Below are 21787 nucleotides of genomic sequence, written 5' to 3' on the forward strand. Positions count from 1 at the left end.
TGCCGTGCGGCAACGGCCATTTTCGACTTTGCTTTTATCCAACGATATACTGGCCCGCTACTCTCTACCGTTGCGCATCGTTGGACTATGATCGATTTTAAACGCCAAAAACTCGAGTTGCCGCAAGGCGCGGACAAATTATTGCTGCATTCATGCTGTGCGCCTTGTTCCGGTGAAGTCATGGAGGCGATTCAGGCCTCAGGCATCGAATACACCATCTTTTTTTACAATCCGAATATTCATCCGCAGAAAGAGTATCTCATTCGCAAGGACGAGAATATTCGGTTCGCCGAGAAAAACGGCGTGCCTTTTGTGGATGCGGACTACGACACGGATAACTGGTTTGAACGGGCGAAAGGCATGGAATGGGAGCCCGAAAGAGGTATTCGCTGCACAATGTGTTTCGATATGCGCTTCGAGCGTACCGCCCTTTATGCATGGGAAAACGGTTTTAGCGTCATCAGCAGTTCGCTGGGGATTTCCCGCTGGAAGAATATGCAGCAAATCAACGAGTGCGGGCAGCGTGCCGCCGCGCATTATCCGCAGATGACGTACTGGGATTATAACTGGCGCAAACAAGGCGGATCTTCGCGCATGATTGAGATTAGCAAGCGCGAACGGTTTTATCAGCAGGAGTATTGCGGCTGCGTCTATTCGCTGAGGGATACCAACCTTCACCGTAAATCCCAGGGACGGCAACTGATCAAGATAGGCAAGCTTTATTATGGCGACGAGCAGAAATAACGCCGCGCGTATGACGAATCTGGGTATTTGACGAAATCAGCGAGACATGGCGAGTGGCGTAGCGGAAAAACCGCTTTCGTAAGAAAGCGGCTTGGGAAAAGGCTTAGCGGTAAACGATGCCGCCATCGATCAGGATGGACTGACCGGTGACATAGTCAGAGTCAGGGCCGGCCAGGTAGGATACCAGACCTGCCACGTCATCAGGCGTTTCGGCGCGGCCAAGCGCGATACCGTCCACGTATTTTTTATAGGTTTCACCCACCGGCGTACCGGTAATTTCCGCGAAACGGCGATCCATATGTTCCCACATACCGGTACCGACAACCCCTGGGCAGTATGCATTCACCGTGATGCCCCGGCTGGCATACTCTTTGGCGGCCGCCTGGGTCAAGGCGCGCACGGCGAATTTGGTGGCGGAATAAACACCGAGTAAAGCGAAGCCATCATGACCGGCAATGGAGCTGGCATTAATGATTTTGCCCTTCTGTTTTCTGTCGATGAATTTTTTCGCGGCGGCCTGAATACCCCAGAGCGTCCCCTGAATGTTGATACGCGTGATGCGTTCAACCTCTTCCGGCGTGACATCGGCCAGCGCCTGAACTTGGGAGATACCCGCATTGTTAACGATGATATCGAATCCGCCTAACTGTTTCTCAGCCAGATCGATAGCTTCGTAAACCTGAGCACGGTCGGAAATATCGGCAACAAATGTTGCTGCTTTACGCCCCAGTGCTTCAACTTCCGCGGCTACCGCATCCAGACCGGAACGGTTAACGTCGACCAGCATTATCGATGCGCCATCTTTGGCCAGACGTAATGCGATACCGCGGCCGATACCCTGCCCGGCGCCGGTTACTAACGCTACTTTATTTTCGATAGCCATACTCTGAACTCACCTCTTTGCAGATCAAAAAAAAAACAATAGTTACTGATGCAATACCCGGCCATTCGTCGTGGGAATGACCGGGTGTATTACTTTCGACCGCCAGGGATGAGCGATAATCCCTGAGCGACATGTTCATTCGTCGCCTCAAATCCAAGTCGATGCGCGACACAATGGTCGTGACCCTGGCGAGTTGACCCGATATAATCGGCATAGGTCAGGTTATCGCATACGCTGACTGCGACGTCCTGTGTGTCTGAATCCGGGAATACGCCGCTGCTGTTTTCAGCGGGCAGACGTTCTTCAGGTTCATGATTCGCGCATCTTGCGCTAAGCCTGTAACAGCCGTTGTTTAACGGCTCCGCTCTCAGTCGTTTCCCGACGGTACGGCCATTCGCAACGCAGAACCCCTGTTCCTGCTCTCTTGGCGGAAGAAGGTTTACTGTATAGGAGCGAACAAACAGGGTATACCCCCCGGTTGGGGGGGGCCGTCAGGTGGGACCCGTTATAGCGGGTCGGCTCGGTTTATTCTCGTTAAGCACCTTGAAAACACTTATTAAATAAAGGGATATTGGCGCGTATGCCGTTTTTGCTCCCCATACATTACCCGTTGGCGGAATTCGTTAATGAAGAGCCTTTTCGCTTTACTCTCAAGCTACCGCTGATCCTCACCAAACTGACGCCGCCGCGCTCATCGGGGATGTCGTTGCAGCGAGATCGTTTATTGCAACGGCTTGACGAGGCGGAATCGCGCACTCTGACGCTGGTTTGCGCGGCGGCGGGATTCGGTAAAACCACCCTATTGGCGCAGTGGTATCACTGCCGGCGGCGGCAGGGCGGCGCATCGGCCTGGCTCAGCCTTGAGGAAGACGACGACACGCCGCTGCTATTTATGCGTTATCTGCTGGAAGCGCTGCGGCCCTTGTTTTGCGACTGGAGTTCGGCTTTCCAACGTTATCTGGAGGGTGAGTTACCCGCCGATTTTTCGCTGTTTGTGGCGGAGCTGATCAATCAATTACACCTATGTCCGCATCCGCTGTACCTGATTCTGGATGACTACCACAACATCAGCCATCGCGAAATACACGACGGGCTCACGTATCTGCTTAATCATGCGCCCTCTTCTTTGCACCTGATAATCGGAAGTCGTTTCCGACCGCATCTGGCGCTGAGCCGCCTGCGGATTCAGGATCAACTGGCGGAAATTTACGATAACGATCTGCGTTTCACCTTTGAGGAAGCCAGCGCCTATTTTATGGATTCCGCGCCGAAAACCGTCAGAAAGCAGGATATTCAGCGGCTTATCTCCTTGACCGAAGGCTGGATAGCCGGCATGAAGATAGCCACCCTGTCGGCCGACTGGCGCACTGACCCCGGTTGCTTTATACGTAGCCTGAGCGAAGGTTCCCGTACCCTTACCCGCTATCTGGAAGAGATCATTTTCAAACCACTGCCGCCGGAGGTGTTCGACTTCCTGTTATGCACCGCAATTCTCAACCGTCTTAACCCCGCCTTGTGCAATGCCGTCACCGGGCGCAGCGACAGCGAGGACATGTTGGCCTGGATAGAGCGGCATAATCTGTTTCTCTGCGCCCTGGGCGAAGGCGGATCCTGGTTTCGTTATCATCCGCTGATGCGCGATACGCTGCTCAACCGGCTGCAAAACTCGCCGGATAAAGACATCCGGGTTTTGCACGAACGGGCCGGTAATTGGTTCGCCGCTCAGAATTTATGGTCCGAAGCGGTGCGACACACGTTGGCCGCCGGCAAAACCGGCAACAAGCATGCCGAGATTGGGGCGCAGTCGCTGGCGGAGGAAGGCGATATTGATACGCTGGTGCGCTGGATGCGCTATCTGCCCGCCAATCTGGAGCCTTCCCGCATCGATCTACAGATCAATCTGGCCTGGGCGCTGGCGCATCACTTTCGTTTTAACGATTCCCGTCAGTTACTTGATGCCATCGACGTACTGGCGGCGGCCAACCGCGACGGTCTGGCGCACAGCGTCTGGGTGAAGCTACGGGTGGTGCGGGCCATTTGCGAAGCCTTTGCGGAAAATATTCCGCAAAGTATCGCCCTGGCGGAGCCGTTATTACGCGAAGTACCCTGCGGCGATGTTTGGGTGGATGGTCTGGTGTGCAACATCCTCAGCTATTGCCATCTGGTTGATTTACGCCCGGAACAGGCTTTGAATGTGCAACGCCGCCTGCCTGGCGCCAACGTGGCGAACAGGAATCTGTTCGTTGAGGTTTACCGTGCGTTTGTTGCGGCCCAGGGCTATCTGCGTCAGGGCAATATGGCTGAGGCCGAGCGTCTGGCATCCCAGGCGCTGCGGTATGCCGAACGGCATACCGGGGAGAATTCCAGCAGCGGCGCGACACTCGCCCCGATTCTGGCTGAAATTGCCTGGGAGCAAGGGGATGTGGACCGGGTGGACGCATTGCTCAGCCTGCGACTGGAGATGATCGATAATTTCTGCCCGCCTGACGGCCTTAGCCGTTGCTATATCGTTCTGGCGCGCCAGGCGCAGTTAAACAAGCAGCCGGACGATGCCGATCGTCTGCTGCTGCATGCTGAACAATTGGCGATTAGCCGGGGCTGGTCGCGCGCGCGCGCGCCGTTGCTGGCCGAACGGCTGGCCGTCCGTCTGCGGCAGCGGGATATCGACGGGGCCAGACTTTTACTCGACCAGTTGCAGACGTTGGCGGATGAAGCCGGGCCGGGAAACAATGCTCCGGGCCTGAACGCTATTTCCCATTATTTTCGTATCAGTCGCAGCCGCCTGCTGATTGCCGTTGGCGAACCCCTGGCGGCGGCCGATATCATCGATCCGTTGGCCGGCGAACAGGAGCAATGCGCCGAGTGGTTGTCGGCCGTGCGGTTAAGAATTATGCAGACCGTCGCCCTGCTGCGCGCGGGCGAGGAAGTCCGCGCGGCTGAGATCTTCAAACCGGCGTTACAGCGTGCTGTGCAGCAAAAACTTCAGCGCAGCCTGCTGGATGCCGGCCCTGACCTGTTGCCGTTGCTCTGCGAATTATGCAAGACGCCGTCCCCGTACGCCGAATGGGCCAGAATGGCCGCCATGTTATTGCAGCAGGCCGCCAGGGGCGGCGAACTTCCGGCGGAGGATATCCCGCAATCGCTGTCGCACCGGCTGACCGAACGGGAACAACAATTGCTCCAGCTCATTGCCGACGGTTATTCCAATAAAGGGATTGCCCGTTCGTTGGGGATCTCGGTTGAAACGGTAAAATGGCACCTGAAGCAAGTGTATGAAAAACTGCGGGTCAGAGGTCGAATTCAGGCGATCAATCAGGCCAGAGAATGGAATCTGTTGCACTGAGCGTTCAAGCGTTAATTCATCCTCATAAAAAGTGATTATGGTGCCGCAGAGTATCCGCATCGCCACCGTTTGCCCAGCTGAGCGGCGATACTTGCAACTGACTCGGCGATACGTTTTTCCAGCATTAACGTGATAAAGCGCGTACAATCGCCGGCACGATCGCATGCTCCAGGATACGGATAGTATTCCCGTTGCTGACGTTTCTATCGGCAATCACGCCAATTTAGCGCGCCATTCGCTGAGGATCAATAATCGTTACTTTTGTTTGACTTAAAATTTCCAACGGAAAAGCCCCCTTATGAAGAATAATTACGCCTGGTCCCTGTTTAAAACAATCTCTATTTTTTTATTGCCCTTACTGCCATCGCCCGCCTTCGCGGATGTTTCCGTCATTAAAAAACCCAATATCAAGAATGGCAATGTGGAATACGCCAAAATCGTCTATATCGGCAATGTCACTGAAGGTAAAACCGTCGATGTCATGTCCGCGCTGGATGAGATTAATGCCACCTACCCTAATCTGAAAAATATCTATTTTTATATCAACAGTTACGGCGGCGATATGGATAACGGTTATATGACCTATGAGGCGATAAAAAGCTCGCCAACGCCGGTCACCACGGTGAATATGTCAATGGTCGCCTCGGCGGCGACCATCTTCTATTGCGCCGCGCAACAGCGTCTGGCGATGGCGGGATCATCATTCATGCTCCACCCGTCGGCCACCTCTAATAACAATCGTGATTACATAAAACCGGATGAATTAAATGTATTGCAACAAATGAATAATACTTATAACAATATGTTTGATGCAATATATAAGACCTGCACCTCATATAGCGAGGATGAGCGTAAAAAAATACTCTATAGCGAAAATAACAGAGCGCTGATCAATGCCGGTCAGGCGGTAGAGAAAAAAATGGCGACCGGTATCGCCGAAAAAATGGTTAATGCCGACGTCTCTTATTACATCTCCGAGAAAGATGAACATTAAATCAGTCAATATTCCTTATCCGGGAAATATCAGCGGACGGCTTATTTCTTTCGAAATTGCGGCGAGCGCCATTGCCATCGCCGCCTGAATAAGCGCCGCCGCGGGATGGAATCGCTTTGGCGCTTGATATTCATCGGCATCATCAGGCCGCGTCAACACGCATCAGTACGTCGCGTAAAAACGCGCCCACCTCGTCGACCTGTTGCATAAATCCTTCAATCAGCGCGGTAAATGTCTGCTCGTTCATCATATCGACGCTGTGTTGCGAACACAGACGCAGCGTTTGATACTCATCCAGCGCCAGCCAGCAGCCGCGCATGGCATTCATTTCAAAATTCAATTGCAGACACAAGCGCAAAACCGTCTCGGTGATCTCTTCCGGCAATACCGGCAATTGGCAATGCAATAACAAGCTATCGCTCTGGTCCGGCACTTCAATAATCGCCGCCTCCCCGCCGTTGGCGTCGCACAGCGCGCATACGCCGTCCCGCAGCGTCAAAGTCGTCCGATAGCGTTGAGAAAGGTGTTTCAACCAGCTTTCAACCCGTTGTTGATACTGCGTCATTTGCTCTCCTCCTGTTTTTCGAGCGATGGGTTAACTCTTCAGTTCCATGCCTTCGTTTTTCAATTGATACATCACATCAGCCAGAGCCGGATTCGCTTTGGCGATATCGCCGTCCAGCGTAAATCCGTGCGGCACGCTCTGATCCCGGCCGTATTGAAAGGCAATGGTACCGATGTTTTTCGACATGGAGACGCTTGCGCTGCTGCTGCCGCCAAAGACCAGCGTCGGCGTATCAAAACCTTCCCGTTTTTTGGCCGATTGATAAAAGAAGATGCCGCTCAAGCGCAGGTTATTGCGGTCGTTGAACAAGTTGGCGATATCCTGATGCTCGATTTTCTTTTGTTGAATCCCCTCAATAAGTTGCTGTTTTAGCGGTTCTTTTAATTCCAGGTTGACCGTGGCGCTGATGCCGGGCAATGACTTGATGCTTTCAATGGCTCTGCTGAGTTCTGGCGTGGATGTCATAAGGGCTTTAATCCGATCCGAGTTGCTGGGCGGCAGCGATGAATCCAGGAATTTACGCAGCGAATGGATGATGCCGTTATTATCGAGCCGGGACAGATTGCCATAGGTGGTGCTGATCGAGGCCGACGCCAGCGTCATGCCGCCATCCTGGGCGAGCTGGTGCTGGAGCAATGCCGATTTGACGCCGTTCAACGCGGCGTAGCGCTCATCGCTGTTGATTTCCTGCGCGCTGAAATGATTATTCAGGATTTGCAGTTTTTCCCCGATGTCCTTGATTTCGGGTAAGGCGGCAAGCACCTGACGGCTGACGCTGTCTTTAAAATGATTTCCCAGCTGCGCGGCCAGTTCGGTAACGTCGGCGTCGATAACCGGCTCCGCGCGTTTCATCGTCATATCGACCATTTTATTCACCGAGCTATCTATAGAGACGCTGGCCGACGCCGTGGTGCCGACAAACAACGTCATGAGATCGTTCGGATCTTGCGCATTGCCGTCTTCAATCGGGAAAATAGCGCCCGCGTTAATACCGGCATGCGCGTCGGCATCCACCCGGTTAAAGAAGCGTACCCGGTTGTCGGTATACGCTTTATTGATGGCGTTTTCCCCTTCGGCCGTCGAGCGCTCGTGTTTGGCGGACAGAATGTTCAGATTGCCGCCGATGCCCGCCGCCGCGCGCGTTACCATCTCTGGGAACGGCGGCGACGCTTGCGATGTCGACGGGTCGATAACATTCGGCCGCAGATTGACCGCCGCACGGGCTTCCAGCGAGCTGCTGATGTCCAGGCTGAAGCTGATTTTGTTCCCATCCCGCACAAGGTGCTGAGCGCCTTTCTGCATAAACTCCGTCGGATTCAACGTTCCCTGCGTCAGGCCTTGAATAAAATCGGGCAGTTCGTCGTCCGTTAGCATGAAAGACAGTCCTTTCTGGTCGCCGCTGGCCATCGTACCCGCTATCGAACCGTTAATACGCACGTCGGGCATAAAGTCGTAATGGTCGTTAATCTTGATGGCGCTGACTTTTTCTCTGATCGATTGCGGCAGAAAGGTCGGCAGAAGGTTAAAACCGGTCGACATGGACAGATTGCCGACGTTGTCCCCCCGGCGGTTGAATTCGACGTAGAAACTGTTATCCATGCGCGCGATGCTGAGCCCATACGCGCGGTTGAACGTCATGCCGCCGCCCGGCACGACGGGGACCGGCGAATTTTTCAGCAGAAAGACGTAGGATGAACTGGCGCCGCCGCCGTAGTTGCGATCAAAACTGATGATGTCGCCTGTTTTCATCGACTTCAGCGTATCCAGCAGTTTCGTTTCCAATTCATTCTGATGCCCCGCCTGCAATACCGTGCGCGACGTGACGTTCAATCCGTGATCTTCTTTGCGGAAAGCGTTAAGAAATGCCTTCACCCCGTCATAGTTGGCTTCCAGCAGCGCGTTGCTGGTAAATCCCATATCGGTGAATTGTTTAATCGGATTCTGGTTGTATTGGCCATCGCGCAACCGGGTAATATCTTGCCGCAGCTGGCGCAGCTGTCGTTCATCCGGCGCTTTGCCGGACAACAGTTCAGCTTTGTCGACTAACTGGTGGAGATCTTTGAGCGTCAGGGTATCCAGAATAATGCGCGACTTGAGCAATGCGTTGCGATCGTTCGGATCGCGCTGGCGCCCCAGCATGACGTCGGCCTTCTGATGACTGATGGCCACCTGTTTATCTACAAAAGCGGACAACAGCTTTTCCACTTTACTGTCTTTGGCCGCCGGGGCCGAGTGCCAGGCATGCAGCAGGGATTTGCTGAGATCGTGGCCGGAACGGTTGGGATTCAGGGATTGCGCGACGGATTTCAGCGCGGACGGTTTGAATTTTTCGTTCAGTTCGCCGCTGTCTTTGACGATGCCTTTATGCTGTCCCAGCCGGGTCAGCGCCTGCGTCGCGCTCTCTTCCAGCTCGTTGCGGAAACGTTGCAACAGCGTCAGCAGATCTTTGCCCGCCTCGCCTAAATCAAGACGCTCCAGCCGCGTGCGCAAGTCTTCCGTCGATGACGCATCGCCCGTTTTGCGAACGTTCGTTCCTTCCAGTTGTTTGATCAACGCGCTTTGCATCTGATACACCGGCTTTAAGCCTTCGCGCCCCTGCCACTGATGCTGCACGGCGTAAGCCAGATTTTTAACCGGCCTCGGGATGGATAGCGTGGGTGAAAACACATGCGCGCTAAGGCGGGAGGAGAACTTGCTTTGTACCGCGCTGCTTTCCGCGCCGGAAAATCCGCCTTTCATTACCGCGCCCTGGGCCGTTAAACCGGAGCCGGGAAGACGAAGGCGCTTATTGGCGGTATTCAGGCGGTTGTAAACGGCATCCGAGGCGCGCGGCGCTATCGGCGATCGATCCGCCTGCTGCGCGCTATCCGACGACTGCCAGCCGGTATCGGTTAACCTATGATTGTTTTCTCCCCGTGAGACAAGCAGATTGCCCGAGTCGTCATTGCGGATATCGGTTATCTCACCGCGGCGCCCATGCGGAGGCGGCACCATTTGCCAGGTGGCCTGCTCGCGGCCGGCGGGATCCTGCCATTGAGATTTGGCTAACGTGAAAACGTCCCCCTGTCGGGTCAGCGCGTAGAGATTTTGCCGGCGATCCAACGCAATGTCTTTTATTTCGCCGTTGATGCCGATGTTAGGCAGCACCTGAACCGGATGCTGCGATCGCCGGGTATCCGGTTTTACCTGATGAAAGTGGATCTCACCCTGAGCGGACAACAGCAAAAACTTATGCGGATTAATTACCGCCATCGCCGTGGCCTTGTCGCTTTTCGCCTCGGGCAGCAGCGCGTTGCCCACGTTGGGTTTATTGCGCGCATGCGCCAGCGAGAAAACGTTATCCGTTCCCTGCCTCAGCGTATTGCTATGTTGATTAATGCTGATTTTTTTTACTTCGCCGTCTTTCAGAAGATAGGCTTGCCCGTCGCTCCCTTTCTTCAGTTGGGCGCAGCCATCCTCGGCTTTGGTCCAGGCCTGGGTCAGGTCATCCAGGTAATACAGCGCGCCTTCCTGCAACGTCAGTTTACCCTGGTATTTAAGGTCGACGGTTTCCTGTTCCATTGGCTGAATGTGCGTCAGACCCAGTTGATTATCCAGCACCAGGGCGTCCGTCAGGTTCCAGCCGGGCGTAAACTGATTATCCGCGCCTAGCGGGCAGGCATGCGTTTGCTTCAGGTTGTCCTTTACCAGCGCGTGCAAGCGGCCGTTCTCATCGCTGGCGAAACCGTCGATGCGATAATGTCCCGAAAAAGCCTTTTCCAGCGCCGGCTGAGGCGCCGGCGTCATTTTCTGTTCGTGTTGCCCGGGCGGCGGATAGTCGCCGACAAACAGTTTTCCCTCGCTGTCCGAAACAAAGAACTGTTTATCCGCCATGCCGATGGTTTGCGCGTCGATATGTTCGCTGCCGCGCGTCAGGGCCAGCGCCGGATCGGCGAGTTGCAGGGTAACGTGCGCCGGCGGCGCATCCAGCGAGGGCATAAAGTATAGCTGGGCGCGCTCATTCTTATCGGTAAGTACCGCCGCCTGACCGCGTTTGTTCACCGCGAAAGCGGTGATATCGCCGTCAAATGCCCTGGTGTTTACGTTATCGGTCAGATTGGTCAGCGTATGCTTGTCCCGCACCGCATAAAGGCGGTTATCCGCGCCGGCGGCAAGCTTATTGAAAGCGATGTCGCTCTGTTTCTGCCAGACGTCCAGATCTTCATTCAGCACGTGGAGTTTGCCATCGTGCAGACGTACCTGTTCGCCCTGCGGATGCTCCGCCGTGGCGGGATGACGATAGATGCCGGTCAGCGCCCCCTCATGCAGGCGCCCCGGCAGCGGCAGGGATGAGGTCGCCACGTCGGTCGGATGACGTTTATGCTGCGTGCGGATGCTGACCGTTTCGTCCTGGTCATCCATCTGGATGCTGTAACGGGCGTTGCCATGCGTCAGCGCTTTTTTATCCGTACCGGGAACGCTGGAATGGAAGGCGGTAAAGGTATTGGCCGATCGCGTCAGGGCGAACAGTTTGCCCTCGCCCCCCAGCAGCATCTGCCGGTGTTCCCCGCGCTCGGTTTGCTGGTCAGCCTGCGCGAGAAAACGCGGATTGCCCTTGGCCAATGTTTCCTGCAACAGGTGCCGTAATGTCGGCGGCGTCGTTTCGTCGATGGCGATACGGCCTTTTTCGTTCAACCTTATCCCCGGCGATGGCGCGTCCGTCCGGCTGGATGCGGCGTTCTCCACGCCTTCATAGGATTTTTCACGGATAGTGGACAACTGAGGTTTGAATTTTTCTTGTCTGGGCGGTTCCAGCGTCGGGTCGAACACCTTTGGCGATTTGCCGGCCTGACGCTCAGTCATTTCTCGCAGCAGACGATCCACTTCGCCGTCGTCATCCAACGGCGTTTCGTCGGACAAATCCAGCGATTCGGCGGACAGGTAGCCGGACGAACTCGGCGACAGCGGCGGCGTATAATAGCGGGATGAACCGCTCGCCTCGGTCTGACGGCTTTCCCCGCTGCTTTCCCCGGCGGATGAGGTCTGCGCAATGCGCGCCAGAATGTTTTGCCGCACCTTATCGAAGTTCTGTTGATAATGCCGCACTTCTTCCCTGCTGGGCCGTTCGGCGAATTCACGCAGCAAATTCGTCGGCCGCTCGTCCATCATTTTCGCCAGTAAACTGTTGTCGGCCGGTTTTCGCGTATTATCGGCCTTGACCGAGGGTTCAGGCGCGGCCTGCTTTTTTCGGGTAAACGGCAGACTGTGCAACAGATTGCTGAGCTTGCTGCCGCGGCCGCGCTGACGCGCCGGTTTTTCATCCTGCGCGGGCGGCGGCGATGCGCTGATATCCTTGCGGGCGCGGGCATGCCGCCCCTCCTCTACCAGCGAGCCCGCCGCGGCGCGGGAACTCCGCTGCGCGGAAGATTGCTGCAACGCGCGTCCCGTATTCTCCATGCCGGAGGCGCTGCCTGCACCGATATGCTGTGTCGACACGCCATGTATTCTGCCGAAAACCATTCCTCTCTCCTGCTCAAGATCGTTATATCCGTTTCAATCTGAGTAGAGCGGCGAATGCGACGGTTCCATGGTCATCGACCAAAAAGCGTGTTTTTCCGTTATCAGGAAATGTCGGGCAGATCGATGCCCGCCCGCTCGGCCAGGCGGCTCCGCTCTTGATCGCGCAGAGCCAGGGATGCGACCAACGCATCGATAACGACGAGCTGAGCCAACCGACTCCCGGCAGCGGCCATCTGTGCCGGTAGTGGCGCGCCGCCGACGACAAGCGCGACATCGGCGAGTGTCGCCAGTGGTGTGTCGTACTGGTTGGTCACCGCGATAAGCGAGGCTCCGGCCGAGGATGCCGCATCGGCGATGGCGAGTGTTGAAGCCGTGCGGCCGGTCGAGCTGACGGCGATAACGACATCCTCTGGGCCGAGGAGACGCGCCGCGATCATCGCCGACAAATAATCCGGAATGCCAATTGTCATCACGCCGATTGCACGCAGACGGAAGACCGCATCGGCGGCAACCGTCGAGGAAGGACCAGCACCGAATGCAAATACCTGGCGCGCGTGCTGGAGTAAACCGACCGCTTTATCAAGCGCGGAGAGTTCGATGGCCCGCTGAGCGCGGTCAGTGCATCGGTACCTGCACGAATGGATGTGTCCAGCACTGACGCTGACGTCGCATCGGCAGTGAGCGCATCAGGGGGGGCGAAGAACCGGGCAGTGCCGCGAGCACGAGCTAACTCGATCTTGAGTTCGGTGAATCCGGTGAATCCGAGCGCACGCGCGGCGCGAATCACCGTCGGCGGAGAAACGCCGGCACGGGCGGCAACCTGCGCGGTCGTACTTTCCCCGACAAATAAAGGATCGGCGAGCAAGAGGTCGACAACTTTCGCCTCGCTTGCGGCGAGGTCGCCGCTGCGGGCTTGAATGCCGCCGAGCCACTGCTGCAACCGTTGCCGGCCTTCTGAAACTATATTACCAATATCTTTCTTCATGTGTAATATATTACCTACACCGCGTGAAGGGTACAACCATCACGTGGACAGATGCCGTTAAAGGAGTCCGCTTTCATGAACACTAAAATCAATACTGTTGTCGCCGTCGTAGGCCCAGGCGCCATCGGCACCACGGTCGCGGCGGCGCTGCACGAAGTCGGCCGTATGCCGCTGCTGTGTGGACGTACTTCCCGCGATCATTTAACGCTGCAAGATGGCGACCGCTTTATCACCGTCCCCGGTCCGGTTCAGACGAATCCCAAACAGATCGCTCGCACCGCTGATCTTGTTTTTCTGGCAGTCAAGGCGACACAAATCGAGGCGGCAGAAGAATGGCTCTCGGTGTTGGCCGGTCCAGAAACAGTTGTGTGCGTTTTGCAGAACGGAGTCGAACAGTTGGATAAGATCGCTGCGCATTACGGACAAATCGTTCCTGCTGTTGTGTGGTTTCCCGCTCAGGCACAATCAGATGGCTCTGTGCGCTTGCGCGGCGACATGCGCCTCAGCCTGCCGGACGCATCGGCTTCCCGCGTGGTGGCAGAAGCGCTAGAAGGCACTCGGTGCTCCGTAGACTTGGCGGCAAACTTCAGTTCCCTGGCTTGGCGTAAGCTGTTGCAGAACGCGGTGGCCGGACTCATGGCGCTTACGCATCGCCGCTCGGGAATGTTCGGCCGTTCTGACATTGCTAAGCTCACCCTCGCCTATTTGCAGGAATGTCTGGCCGTGGCCCGCGCAGAAGGCGTTGAGCTTGGCGACGAAGTGCCGCAGGAGATCCTCGATAAGTTCCAGGCGGCGCCTGCGGACATGGGTACCTCAATCCTCACGGATCGAGAAGCTGGCCGACCACTCGAATGGGATATCCGCAACGGTGTTATCGCGCGTCGCGGTCGGGTTCATGGCGTCCCGACGCCGATTAGCGATGTCCTGGTGCCACTTCTTGCGGCTGCGAGCGACGGCCCAGGTTGACTTATTACTTCTCTTATTCCTCGCCCTCGGCGCAGGAGTGCTCAGCGGCGGCGTCGGCACTGGCTCGTAGCTCTGTACGGGCCGCGGATCGCCGAGCCTGTTAAGGCCCAGACTCACATCAACACCGCGCCGGCCGATCACACCGAGGCCTTCGCGGCGGCGCGTGACACACCACCGCGCTGACACCCGCATAAAATTAGCTCGTCTGCGACGTGAGCCGGCTGGCGCCCCAAAAAATATTATTACCAAGCTAATGAATTTATCAGCGCTAAAATAATCGTTCGTCCCTGGTCTGATAAATAAAACCCGCGTAAATAACGTGTGTGAGATTAATGACAAACCCTCCCCAACCCGTTATTCCACAGTGTGCCTTGCGTTGCAGAGATGCCCGCCTGCGCGGGCATGACGGAGGAGAAAAACAAGGTGAATATAGGCCAAATGCTTAACACAGTATCTGCGAAGGCGGGAATGACTGGGCGTAACGGAGGATGACAAGGCGTATTATAGGTTTTGTCAACAGTCTGACCCGCGTAAATAACGCGGGCTTTAGCCTGATATCCAGACGCGAAATAAATTCAGCAGCCGGCGGCGATAAAATCGCCGTTCATACTGACCGGCACCGTGGATGAAAAGAGCAGAACGGCCATAAGCAGCAAAAGCCCTCCCGAGACCGCAAGCATCCGGTATTTTATTTTGCCAAAACCGGCGTGATTTTCACTGCCGTATAATAAAATGGCTTTATCTCTGGATTTAATCACCAGGGTCGCCAGCATGGTGACCGCAAGCGACGTTCCCAACGCCATCGACATAACAGCGGCGATGCCCCAATTAATAATCCCCACGGCATTGGAAAAAACCAGCAAAACAATGGCGCCGGTACAAGGGCGGCTGCCGATAACCAGAATAACCCACAGGGCGGATTTAAGATCGCGCGGGAGCATGCCCGAAGGCAGCCCATGATGATGTCGGCAACCGCAGGCCGAGCCGTTACCCGCCTCGCCGGCTGTTTTTCTCATCAGCAGTATTTCAGGGCGATGCCGCGACGCCGGCATGATTTTTTTTATTTTAAGCGCGGCCGTTTTCGGTCTTGCTTTGTAGCTTCGCAGTAATAAAGTTGCGCCAAAAATACCGATATACACAGCGCTGATTTTCTCAACATACCAACGGCTTTGACTGAGATCGCCAATGGTGAAATTAAATAATATCGCCAGCGCATAAACAAAGAGAATGGCTGCAATCCCCTGCACGATGGCGCCAAGAAATGAAATAAGTCTGGCTGACGCGGCATTTTCATCGGAAACGCTCAGATAGGATGAGATAACAAATTTTCCATGACCCGGTCCGATGGCATGTAAAACGCCATATAAGAAACTGGCGACCAACAGTAATATACTGTAAGAAAAATTGTTATTTTGTATCTGTAACAGATACATGATCAAATAACGGTGTAAATAAATTTGAATGCTTAATGTTGTGGCAAGCAACGCCGGCCAAAAGTAGATGCATATAAAGAGTAGTATCAACAGTGTTAAAATAAACAGGGTTAATTTAACATGCTTCTTATTCGACATTCTATTTACCTGAGTCTTGGCGATGAATAGATACTTTAATCTATTCGCGTGGCAGAACAAAATTTGCCAGCGCGACGATTTCGCGGCTATCAACCCAAATGCCTGTTTTCCGTTATTCCGGTGAAAAGCAGAGGCTAATCTCGCTACAGCTTTCGCAGGAGGGCGAACGGCAAATCAACTCGCCGTCCTGGGCCAGGCAAATCTGACGATAAAAGAACTTTTTCCAGCGCATGTTGTTAGCATTCATATCCACCAGCGGTGCAAAACAGACGCTCATGAGCTGACGCAGCTCCGAGCGCGACGCCAACCCGAGATCCTGCCACAGGTGATTAAACCCCATGGAGGCGCCGGCGATTAACCGGTGCATCGGCGCGGCGGGCTGCGCCATATATTGCTCAAGCCAGTCGGCAAGCTGCTCGCACTCCTGCCGACGCGGCGCCAGTAAACCGCTCAGTAGTTCATCCCGCTGGCGCCAGCGCGGCGGGCGCGGCGTTTCAGTCAGCCCGACGCGCTGCAATAACGCCTGCCAGGCGGCGTCATCCAGATTCATCTGCGTCGGAAAGCGGGATCGGCCGCGCAGGTGATTGTCGACCAGATAGCGTAACCAGCCATCCGGGGTCTGCATCAGCGCCATTACGCCACCCCCTTGCGACCGGCCTCCGACTCCGACGAAAGGCGTCCGGCGCGCCACTGCTCCAGCGTTTCACGCACCGGTTGCCAGGCGCCGTCGATATAAGGTTCGATGCCTGCGGACTCAAGACGTTGCCAGGGCGTCATGCCGATGCGGGCGCAGAATACCGCCCTGACGTCTGACAGCAGCGCGATAACCCGTTCGAGGCGCGCTTCCGGCTCCTCTTCCCCGCAGTCAGCGGCGCCCTGACAATACCGTTGGGTAAACCGTTCGCCAAGCGGGATGATGCCGGCGCGGGAAATGCTGAAAATATGAAAACGATCGACGTGGCCGAAATGCTGATCGATCACGTCGCCTTTGCCGCTCGCCACCGCCACCAGACAGGCGTCCGGCTCTTCAGATTCGCCCTGCGAGGCGATGCTGGCCTGAATACTGGCCCGGCGAAACAGCGACGACAGCATGGGTTCGGCGTGTTGCGGCAACGAAGCGAGCGGGAACTCCTGACTGCGGTCGTCTCCCAGCATGCCGATGGCATCGGCGCGGCACTGACGGCAATGCGCCATCTGCGGCATATGGCGACCGCACTGGCTGCGCACCTCGCCCAGCTCATCCGCATCCGGCTCGCGCATGCCTTCCAGACCAAAGCGCGTGCCGTGTTCCGGCCTGGCGATCAGCGGCATAACGTTATGCAGCACCGCGCCCCACTGGCGCGCCTGCAAACTGACGTCATGCAGGTGTGCGGCGTTGATGTCCGGAATCAATACCGAATTGACCTTTACCATGACGCCGCGCTCGGCCAGCTTGCGGATGCCCTCGCCCTGCCGCTCTATCAGCAAGTCGGCGGCAATGCGCCCGTGCAGTTTGTCGCCCTCGTACCACAGGTGGGGGTAGATTTTTTCGGCGATGACCGCATCAATCGCATTCACCGTTACCGTGACGTGATCGACGCCGACGTCGATCAGACGATCGACCACATCAGGCAGCATCAGCCCGTTCGTCGACAGACACAGTTTGATATCCGGCATTTCCGCCCGCAGTCCTTCCAGCGTTTTGAACGTCCGGGCGATATTGGCCAGCGGATCGCCGGGGCCGGCGATACCGATCACCGAAAGCTGGGGAATTTGGCTGGCGACATATCTGGCTTTGGCAATCGCCTGCTCCGGCGACAGCAGCTCGGAGACCACGCCGGGACGGGATTCATTACTGCAATCATATTTCCGGTTACAGTAATTGCACTGAAGGTTGCAGGCGGGCGCCACGGCCAGATGCATGCGCGCATAGCGATGATGCGCCAGCGGCGAGTAACACGGGTGGCGGGAAACCTTATCCGCCTGTAAAGGTGTAAAGTGTGCGGTGTTCATCGGCCCGCATGAACGTTTGCCTGAAAATGCTGCGTTGTTTGCCATATGCTTAAACCCCGGTAATGAGCGAACCTCATCACTTTCGTGCAAACGCCATGCCGGGCGGAAAAAATAAAAAACAGAGGTTAAATAAAGCGTTAGCCGTTGGCGTCGCTGATTCATAACCGACATTGTCGGACAATGTACCGAATACGACATGGGTATGGGATGCCGCCTCCGCCGTGGTCGCCGCGGCGGACGCCGGCTTCGTCTCATATGCGCTGCATATTGATATTCATAATCTGAATACGGTAGGCCACCTGCCGGGGCGTCATTCCCAGTAACCGCGCCGCTTTGGCCTGAACCCAACCGGTGCGCTCGAGGGCGGCGATCAGACGCTGCCGTTCATCCTGAATATTTTCGATATTGGGTTCGCCGCCGGCGCTGGCCGTCAGGTCATTGGCTTTGCCGCGATTGAGCGGCATCAGCGCATTCTCCTTATAGTTGAACAGGATCACATCGCGGTCGATCAATCCGTCCTCGGCCATTACCGCCGCGCGCTCCAGGCAGTTCTCCAGTTCGCGCACGTTGCCCGGCCAGTCATAGTTCATCAACAGCCGCAACGCGCCGTCGCTGATATGCAGTTCGCGCCCCTGCCGTTTACTCAGCTTGGTTAACAGGAACTGCGCCAGATCCGGCACGTCTTCCAGCCGATCCCGCAGCGTCGGCAGGAAAATCGGCATCACATTCAGACGGTAATAAAGGTCTTCGCGAAAGTTGCCGGCGCGCACCTCTTCCTCCAGATTACGGTTGGTCGCGGCGATAATGCGCACATCCACGTGCAGGGTTTCGTCTCCGCCCACCCGTTCCATTTCGCCTTCCTGTAGGATGCGCAACAATTTGGCCTGAAACGAGGCGCTGCTCTCGCCAATCTCATCCAGAAACAGCGTGCCGCCGTCCGCCAGTTCAAAACGCCCTTTGCGCTGCTTAACCGCGCCGGTAAACGCGCCTTTCTCGTGGCCGAACAGTTCGCTTTCCAGCAGCGAATCCGGCAGGGCCGCGCAGTTGAATTTCACAAAAGGCGTGCCGGCGCGCGGTGAGTTGTAGTGAATGGCGTTGGCGATCATCTCTTTACCGGTGCCGCTCTCGCCGCGGATCAATACCGTGGTGTCCCAGCGCGATACCTGACGCATCATGTCGAAAATGTGCCGCATCGGCTGGCTTTTACCGACGATATTGTCAAAACCGTACTGCTGCTGCACTTTTCTGCGCAGGCTGTCGCGTTCGGTGCGCAGCGCCTCGCTCTCCCCTTTGGCATGGCTGACCAGACGCACGGTTTGCGCAATCAGGTTGGCCACCATTTCCAGGAATCGGGTGCTGGACGGCAGGCGATCTTCATGCAACTCCATCGGCTGCGCGGCCAACACGCCCAATGGCATTTCGTCCGGCCCCGGAATGGGTACGCAGATAAAAGGCAGGGCGTAATCATAAAGATTTAGCCGATCGAGAAAACGCGGATCGTCCGAGACGCGCGGCAGAACCAGAGAAGAACGCTGGCTCATGACGGAACCTAAAATCCCTTCGCCCACCCGATAGCGCACGCCGCGCCCGCCTTTGATAACCTGGGCGTCCGCGCCCTGCAAGGCCTCGATAAACAGCGACGACCGATCTTTATCAAACAGGCACACCATGCCGTATTGCATAAAGGCATGATCGTGCAGCGCCTCAATCATCGACTCCAGCGTTTGTTGCAAATCCAGCGAATGGCTGAGCGCCACGCTGATTTTATGCAGCGCGACCACCTGTTGCTGAAGATCCAGGCGGCGGGCGATGCGTTCTGTCGTTGGAAAGTGAGTCATTTTTTCATCCCCCCAAATTCTCGGCGCCGGCGAGGCATAAACCCTCAAGCGGCAGGGCGAGCGTCATCCGTGTGGCGCCCGATGACACATTCTCTACGCTGACGGCGCCGCGCAGCTGCGACGCGATCATCTGAATCAGACGCAGCTCCATGCACTGTCCCGTCGCCAGAATTTCCGCCATCGGATGCGGGGTATCCTGCACGGCTACCGGCAGGTTGTCGCTGATGGAAAAACACAGGCGATGACATTGCCGGCCGGCGCGGATTTCGATCACCGCTTCGCCGTCCTCCCGCGGGGGCAGCGTCAGGCAGCGGTCAAGCCACAGGCTGAGCGCGGTAAGCACCAAGGTGCGCTGAGCGCGCAGGGTTAAATCGGGGTCGGAACAGGACCAGAGCAGCCGGCCGGCATTGTTCAGACGAGATTGGTAGAGTTCCGCCAGATCGGTCAGCATGCCGCTCACCGGCCAACTGTCCGGCGCTTCATGATCCATCGCGGGGCGGCATGCCGTCAGGCGCGCGATGGCTTCTTTTCCTTCATTCCATGCCGAGCGCAGCGCGATACTGTCGGCGTTGGGATTCAGGCGCAGGGCAGCGGACAACATATTCAGCGGACAACTGAGCTGAATTAAGGCCGCATCCAGCGTTTCCCGGATCGCCGCCATCATCTTGTTCATATTAATTTGTCGTTCGAGTTGGGTGCGTCGCTCCTGCGTCATTTGCCGCTGCTGCTCCGTGCAATCGACGATCACCACCAGTTGCCGCGGGGGCGCGTTGTCGGTGAAATAGAGGCTGGCTTCCTCATTAACCGCGTGCAGCGGCCAACTGCTTACCGTAAACCAGCGCCGGGCGCCGCGGATAGTCAGCGGCAGCATGGCGGAAGGTTCCGTCTGGTTCAGGCAATCGAGCAATACCAACGGCTCCCGGCCTTCGCAGTCGGCGCTGAGGGTTTTATAGGCCAGATTATCCATGACGATTTTTTGCTGGCCGTCGACCACGACCACCGCCGCCGGAATATTGTTCAGCACGGCGGAAATCAGCGTCATCTGATTACGCACTCGCTGCGCTAACGCGTAACGCTCGCTGATATTCTTGTGCATGCCGAGATAGTGTTCGATTTCACCCTGCGCATTGACGATCGGCGAAATGGTGATCTCGGCCAGATAAAGCGACGAATCACGACGGCGGTTAATCAACTGGCCGCTCCAGGAGTCGCCCGCGGTAATCGTCTCCCACATGGAGCGATAAACCGACTCCGGCGTTTGATGACTGGACAACAGGTTGTGATTGGCGCCGATCAGGGTTTGCAGCGTATAACCGCTCATTTCAGCGAACGCCGGGTTGGCATACAGGATGTTCGCCTGCGGATCGGTGATGGAAATCGCGACGGAGGATTGCTCGACCACGGTATGAAAGACGGTCGCATGCAACCCTTTTCCCCCGAAAGAGGAGGTAATCAACTGCACATCGTCCAGGATTAATGATGAACTCATCCGGGCCCCTCCGGTTTGCATTACGGATTCTGTCGGCTTCATGACAAATTGTCAGATTGCAGGACAGCCAGCCGACGACACGAAATAACCATAAAAAAATTGCAAGAATCATTCCTTCCGTGCGGAAAAAGCCATAAACCTTGATCTTGATGGGGGTTTTGGGCCTTATCCGGCGGATTTCGCGTTGTCTGTGAGTGCAATCACATCAGGGATACTGATGGGTTTGCGCATTTTTGGCGCAGGTTTCTGCACGCTGATTGAACATTTATTGTGCCGCATAAACTGGCACGGCTTTCGCAATACCCCATGGGTTATCACGACCTCAGGGGGATAAATGAAAGAGATACTGTTAATCATGCTGACCAATATTCTGGTCAATAATGTTGTGCTGGCGCGCTTTCTGGGGCTCTGTTCCTTTATGGGCGTAACCAATCAGGTCAGGGCCGCCATCGGCATGTCGATGGCGACCACCGTGGTGATCACCCTGTCCGCCGCGCTGGGTTGGGTAATTGAAACCTGGATCCTGATGCCGCTCGATCTCGGCTATCTGCGTCTGCTGTCGGTGATTCTGGTGATTGCGTCGCTGGTCCAGCTAATCGAAATGGTGATAGCGAAATACAGTCCGACGCTTTATCGCACGCTGGGTATCTTTCTTCCTCTGATTACCACCAACTGCGCCGTGCTCGGCGTGGCGCTGCTGGTCCTTCAGGATCATCTCAGCTTCACCCACAGCGTGCTGTTCGGCTTCAGCGCCTCGCTGGGGTATTCGCTGGTGATGATCATTTTTGCCGGTTTGCGCGAACGGCAGGCCGTCGCATTGCCCCCGCTGCTGTTTAAAGGCACCCCGCTCAACTTTATTACCGCCAGCATTCTGGCGCTGGCCTTCACCGGCTTTGCCGGCTTGTCGTCATAAGGGGG

Annotated in this window: 13 protein-coding genes and 2 pseudogenes; 5 read left to right on the forward strand and 10 right to left on the reverse strand. The window is 56.1% G+C overall.

Translation table 11 applies throughout. The annotated features are described in order from the left end of the window. The first annotated feature begins 87 nt into the window (after positions 1 to 87). Positions 88 to 744, forward strand: a complete 657-nt coding sequence (locus ABRZ28_RS06690) for an epoxyqueuosine reductase QueH (protein WP_319602430.1) — start codon at positions 88 to 90, stop codon at positions 742 to 744. 103 nt (positions 745 to 847) lie between these two features. Here the strand turns inward: ABRZ28_RS06690 and ABRZ28_RS06695 are convergent, their stop codons facing one another. Further along, positions 848 to 1627, reverse strand: coding sequence for an acetoin reductase (locus ABRZ28_RS06695; protein WP_319602429.1), 780 nt, complete (start codon positions 1625 to 1627; stop codon positions 848 to 850). Between the two features lie 580 nt (positions 1628 to 2207). Between ABRZ28_RS06695 and ABRZ28_RS06705 the strand changes: the two genes are divergently transcribed. After that, entirely contained in the window at positions 2208 to 4970 is a 2763-nt protein-coding gene (locus ABRZ28_RS06705; RefSeq protein WP_319602428.1) for a winged helix-turn-helix domain-containing protein, read from the forward strand. Between the two features lie 298 nt (positions 4971 to 5268). Then, a complete protein-coding gene (locus ABRZ28_RS06710; RefSeq protein WP_330519779.1) occupies positions 5269 to 5964 on the forward strand; it encodes an ATP-dependent Clp protease proteolytic subunit in 696 nt (231 codons plus the stop codon). A 142-nt stretch (positions 5965 to 6106) separates the two neighbouring features. Here ABRZ28_RS06710 and ABRZ28_RS06715 read toward each other — a convergent pair whose 3' ends face one another. From ABRZ28_RS06715 to ABRZ28_RS06730, 4 genes and pseudogenes are all read right to left on the reverse strand, one after another. Continuing rightward, complete coding sequence (locus tag ABRZ28_RS06715) at positions 6107 to 6529, reverse strand: type III secretion system chaperone (protein WP_319602426.1); 423 nt, start codon at positions 6527 to 6529, stop codon at positions 6107 to 6109. Positions 6530 to 6559: 30 nt separating this feature from the next. After that, on the reverse strand, positions 6560 to 12028 hold the full coding sequence (locus ABRZ28_RS06720; protein WP_330519780.1) for an AvrE-family type 3 secretion system effector: 5469 nt from the start codon (positions 12026 to 12028) through the stop codon (positions 6560 to 6562). Positions 12029 to 12129: 101 nt separating this feature from the next. After that, positions 12130 to 12672 (reverse strand): MurR/RpiR family transcriptional regulator, encoded by a 543-nt coding sequence (locus ABRZ28_RS06725; RefSeq protein WP_330519879.1) that lies wholly within the window; start codon positions 12670 to 12672, stop codon positions 12130 to 12132. Positions 12673 to 12809: 137 nt separating this feature from the next. Then, positions 12810 to 13013: pseudogene (locus tag ABRZ28_RS06730) on the reverse strand (RpiR family transcriptional regulator); the annotation flags it as partial. A 75-nt stretch (positions 13014 to 13088) separates the two neighbouring features. On the opposite strand from ABRZ28_RS06730, the gene ABRZ28_RS06735 reads away from it, so the two are divergent. After that, the gene (locus ABRZ28_RS06735; RefSeq protein ID WP_330519781.1) at positions 13089 to 13979 is read left to right on the forward strand and encodes an oxidoreductase; all 891 of its coding nucleotides are present in this window, start codon (positions 13089 to 13091) and stop codon (positions 13977 to 13979) included. A 575-nt stretch (positions 13980 to 14554) separates the two neighbouring features. Here ABRZ28_RS06735 and ABRZ28_RS06740 read toward each other — a convergent pair. From ABRZ28_RS06740 to nifL, 5 genes and pseudogenes are all read right to left on the reverse strand, one after another. Then, positions 14555 to 15304: pseudogene (locus ABRZ28_RS06740) on the reverse strand (nickel/cobalt transporter); the annotation flags it as partial. Between the two features lie 358 nt (positions 15305 to 15662). Then, the gene (locus ABRZ28_RS06745) at positions 15663 to 16175 is read right to left on the reverse strand and encodes a nitrogen fixation protein NifQ (protein WP_442878677.1); all 513 of its coding nucleotides are present in this window, start codon (positions 16173 to 16175) and stop codon (positions 15663 to 15665) included. A gap of 8 nt (positions 16176 to 16183) precedes the next feature. After that, positions 16184 to 17587: a nitrogenase cofactor biosynthesis protein NifB gene (nifB, locus tag ABRZ28_RS06750; RefSeq protein WP_330519784.1), complete on the reverse strand. Its 1404-nt coding sequence runs from the start codon at positions 17585 to 17587 to the stop codon at positions 16184 to 16186. Between the two features lie 206 nt (positions 17588 to 17793). Then, a complete protein-coding gene (gene nifA / locus ABRZ28_RS06755) occupies positions 17794 to 19380 on the reverse strand; it encodes a nif-specific transcriptional activator NifA (RefSeq protein ID WP_319602420.1) in 1587 nt (528 codons plus the stop codon). A 4-nt stretch (positions 19381 to 19384) separates the two neighbouring features. Next, complete coding sequence (nifL, locus tag ABRZ28_RS06760) at positions 19385 to 20869, reverse strand: nitrogen fixation negative regulator NifL (RefSeq protein WP_330519785.1); 1485 nt, start codon at positions 20867 to 20869, stop codon at positions 19385 to 19387. 334 nt (positions 20870 to 21203) lie between these two features. On the opposite strand from nifL, the gene rsxA reads away from it, so the two are divergent. Beyond that, entirely contained in the window at positions 21204 to 21782 is a 579-nt protein-coding gene (rsxA, locus tag ABRZ28_RS06765) for an electron transport complex subunit RsxA (protein WP_330519786.1), read from the forward strand. Positions 21783 to 21787 lie beyond the last annotated feature (5 nt).

The sequence above is a fragment of the Brenneria sp. g21c3 genome (assembly GCF_040240345.1).
Classification (GTDB): Bacteria; Pseudomonadota; Gammaproteobacteria; order Enterobacterales; family Enterobacteriaceae; genus Brenneria.

Coding starts and splice junctions, on each gene's coding strand:
- ABRZ28_RS06690 (WP_319602430.1), top strand. CDS start 88: ATGATCGATTTTAAACGCCAAAAACTCGAGTTGCCGCAAGGCGCGGAC.
- ABRZ28_RS06695 (WP_319602429.1), bottom strand. CDS start 1,627: ATGGCTATCGAAAATAAAGTAGCGTTAGTAACCGGCGCCGGGCAGGGT.
- ABRZ28_RS06705 (WP_319602428.1), top strand. CDS start 2,208: ATGCCGTTTTTGCTCCCCATACATTACCCGTTGGCGGAATTCGTTAAT.
- ABRZ28_RS06710 (WP_330519779.1), top strand. CDS start 5,269: ATGAAGAATAATTACGCCTGGTCCCTGTTTAAAACAATCTCTATTTTT.
- ABRZ28_RS06715 (WP_319602426.1), bottom strand. CDS start 6,529: ATGACGCAGTATCAACAACGGGTTGAAAGCTGGTTGAAACACCTTTCT.
- ABRZ28_RS06720 (WP_330519780.1), bottom strand. CDS start 12,028: ATGGTTTTCGGCAGAATACATGGCGTGTCGACACAGCATATCGGTGCA.
- ABRZ28_RS06735 (WP_330519781.1), top strand. CDS start 13,089: ATGAACACTAAAATCAATACTGTTGTCGCCGTCGTAGGCCCAGGCGCC.
- ABRZ28_RS06745 (WP_442878677.1), bottom strand. CDS start 16,175: ATGCAGACCCCGGATGGCTGGTTACGCTATCTGGTCGACAATCACCTG.
- nifB (WP_330519784.1), bottom strand. CDS start 17,587: ATGGCAAACAACGCAGCATTTTCAGGCAAACGTTCATGCGGGCCGATG.
- nifA (WP_319602420.1), bottom strand. CDS start 19,380: ATGACTCACTTTCCAACGACAGAACGCATCGCCCGCCGCCTGGATCTT.
- nifL (WP_330519785.1), bottom strand. CDS start 20,869: ATGAGTTCATCATTAATCCTGGACGATGTGCAGTTGATTACCTCCTCT.
- rsxA (WP_330519786.1), top strand. CDS start 21,204: ATGAAAGAGATACTGTTAATCATGCTGACCAATATTCTGGTCAATAAT.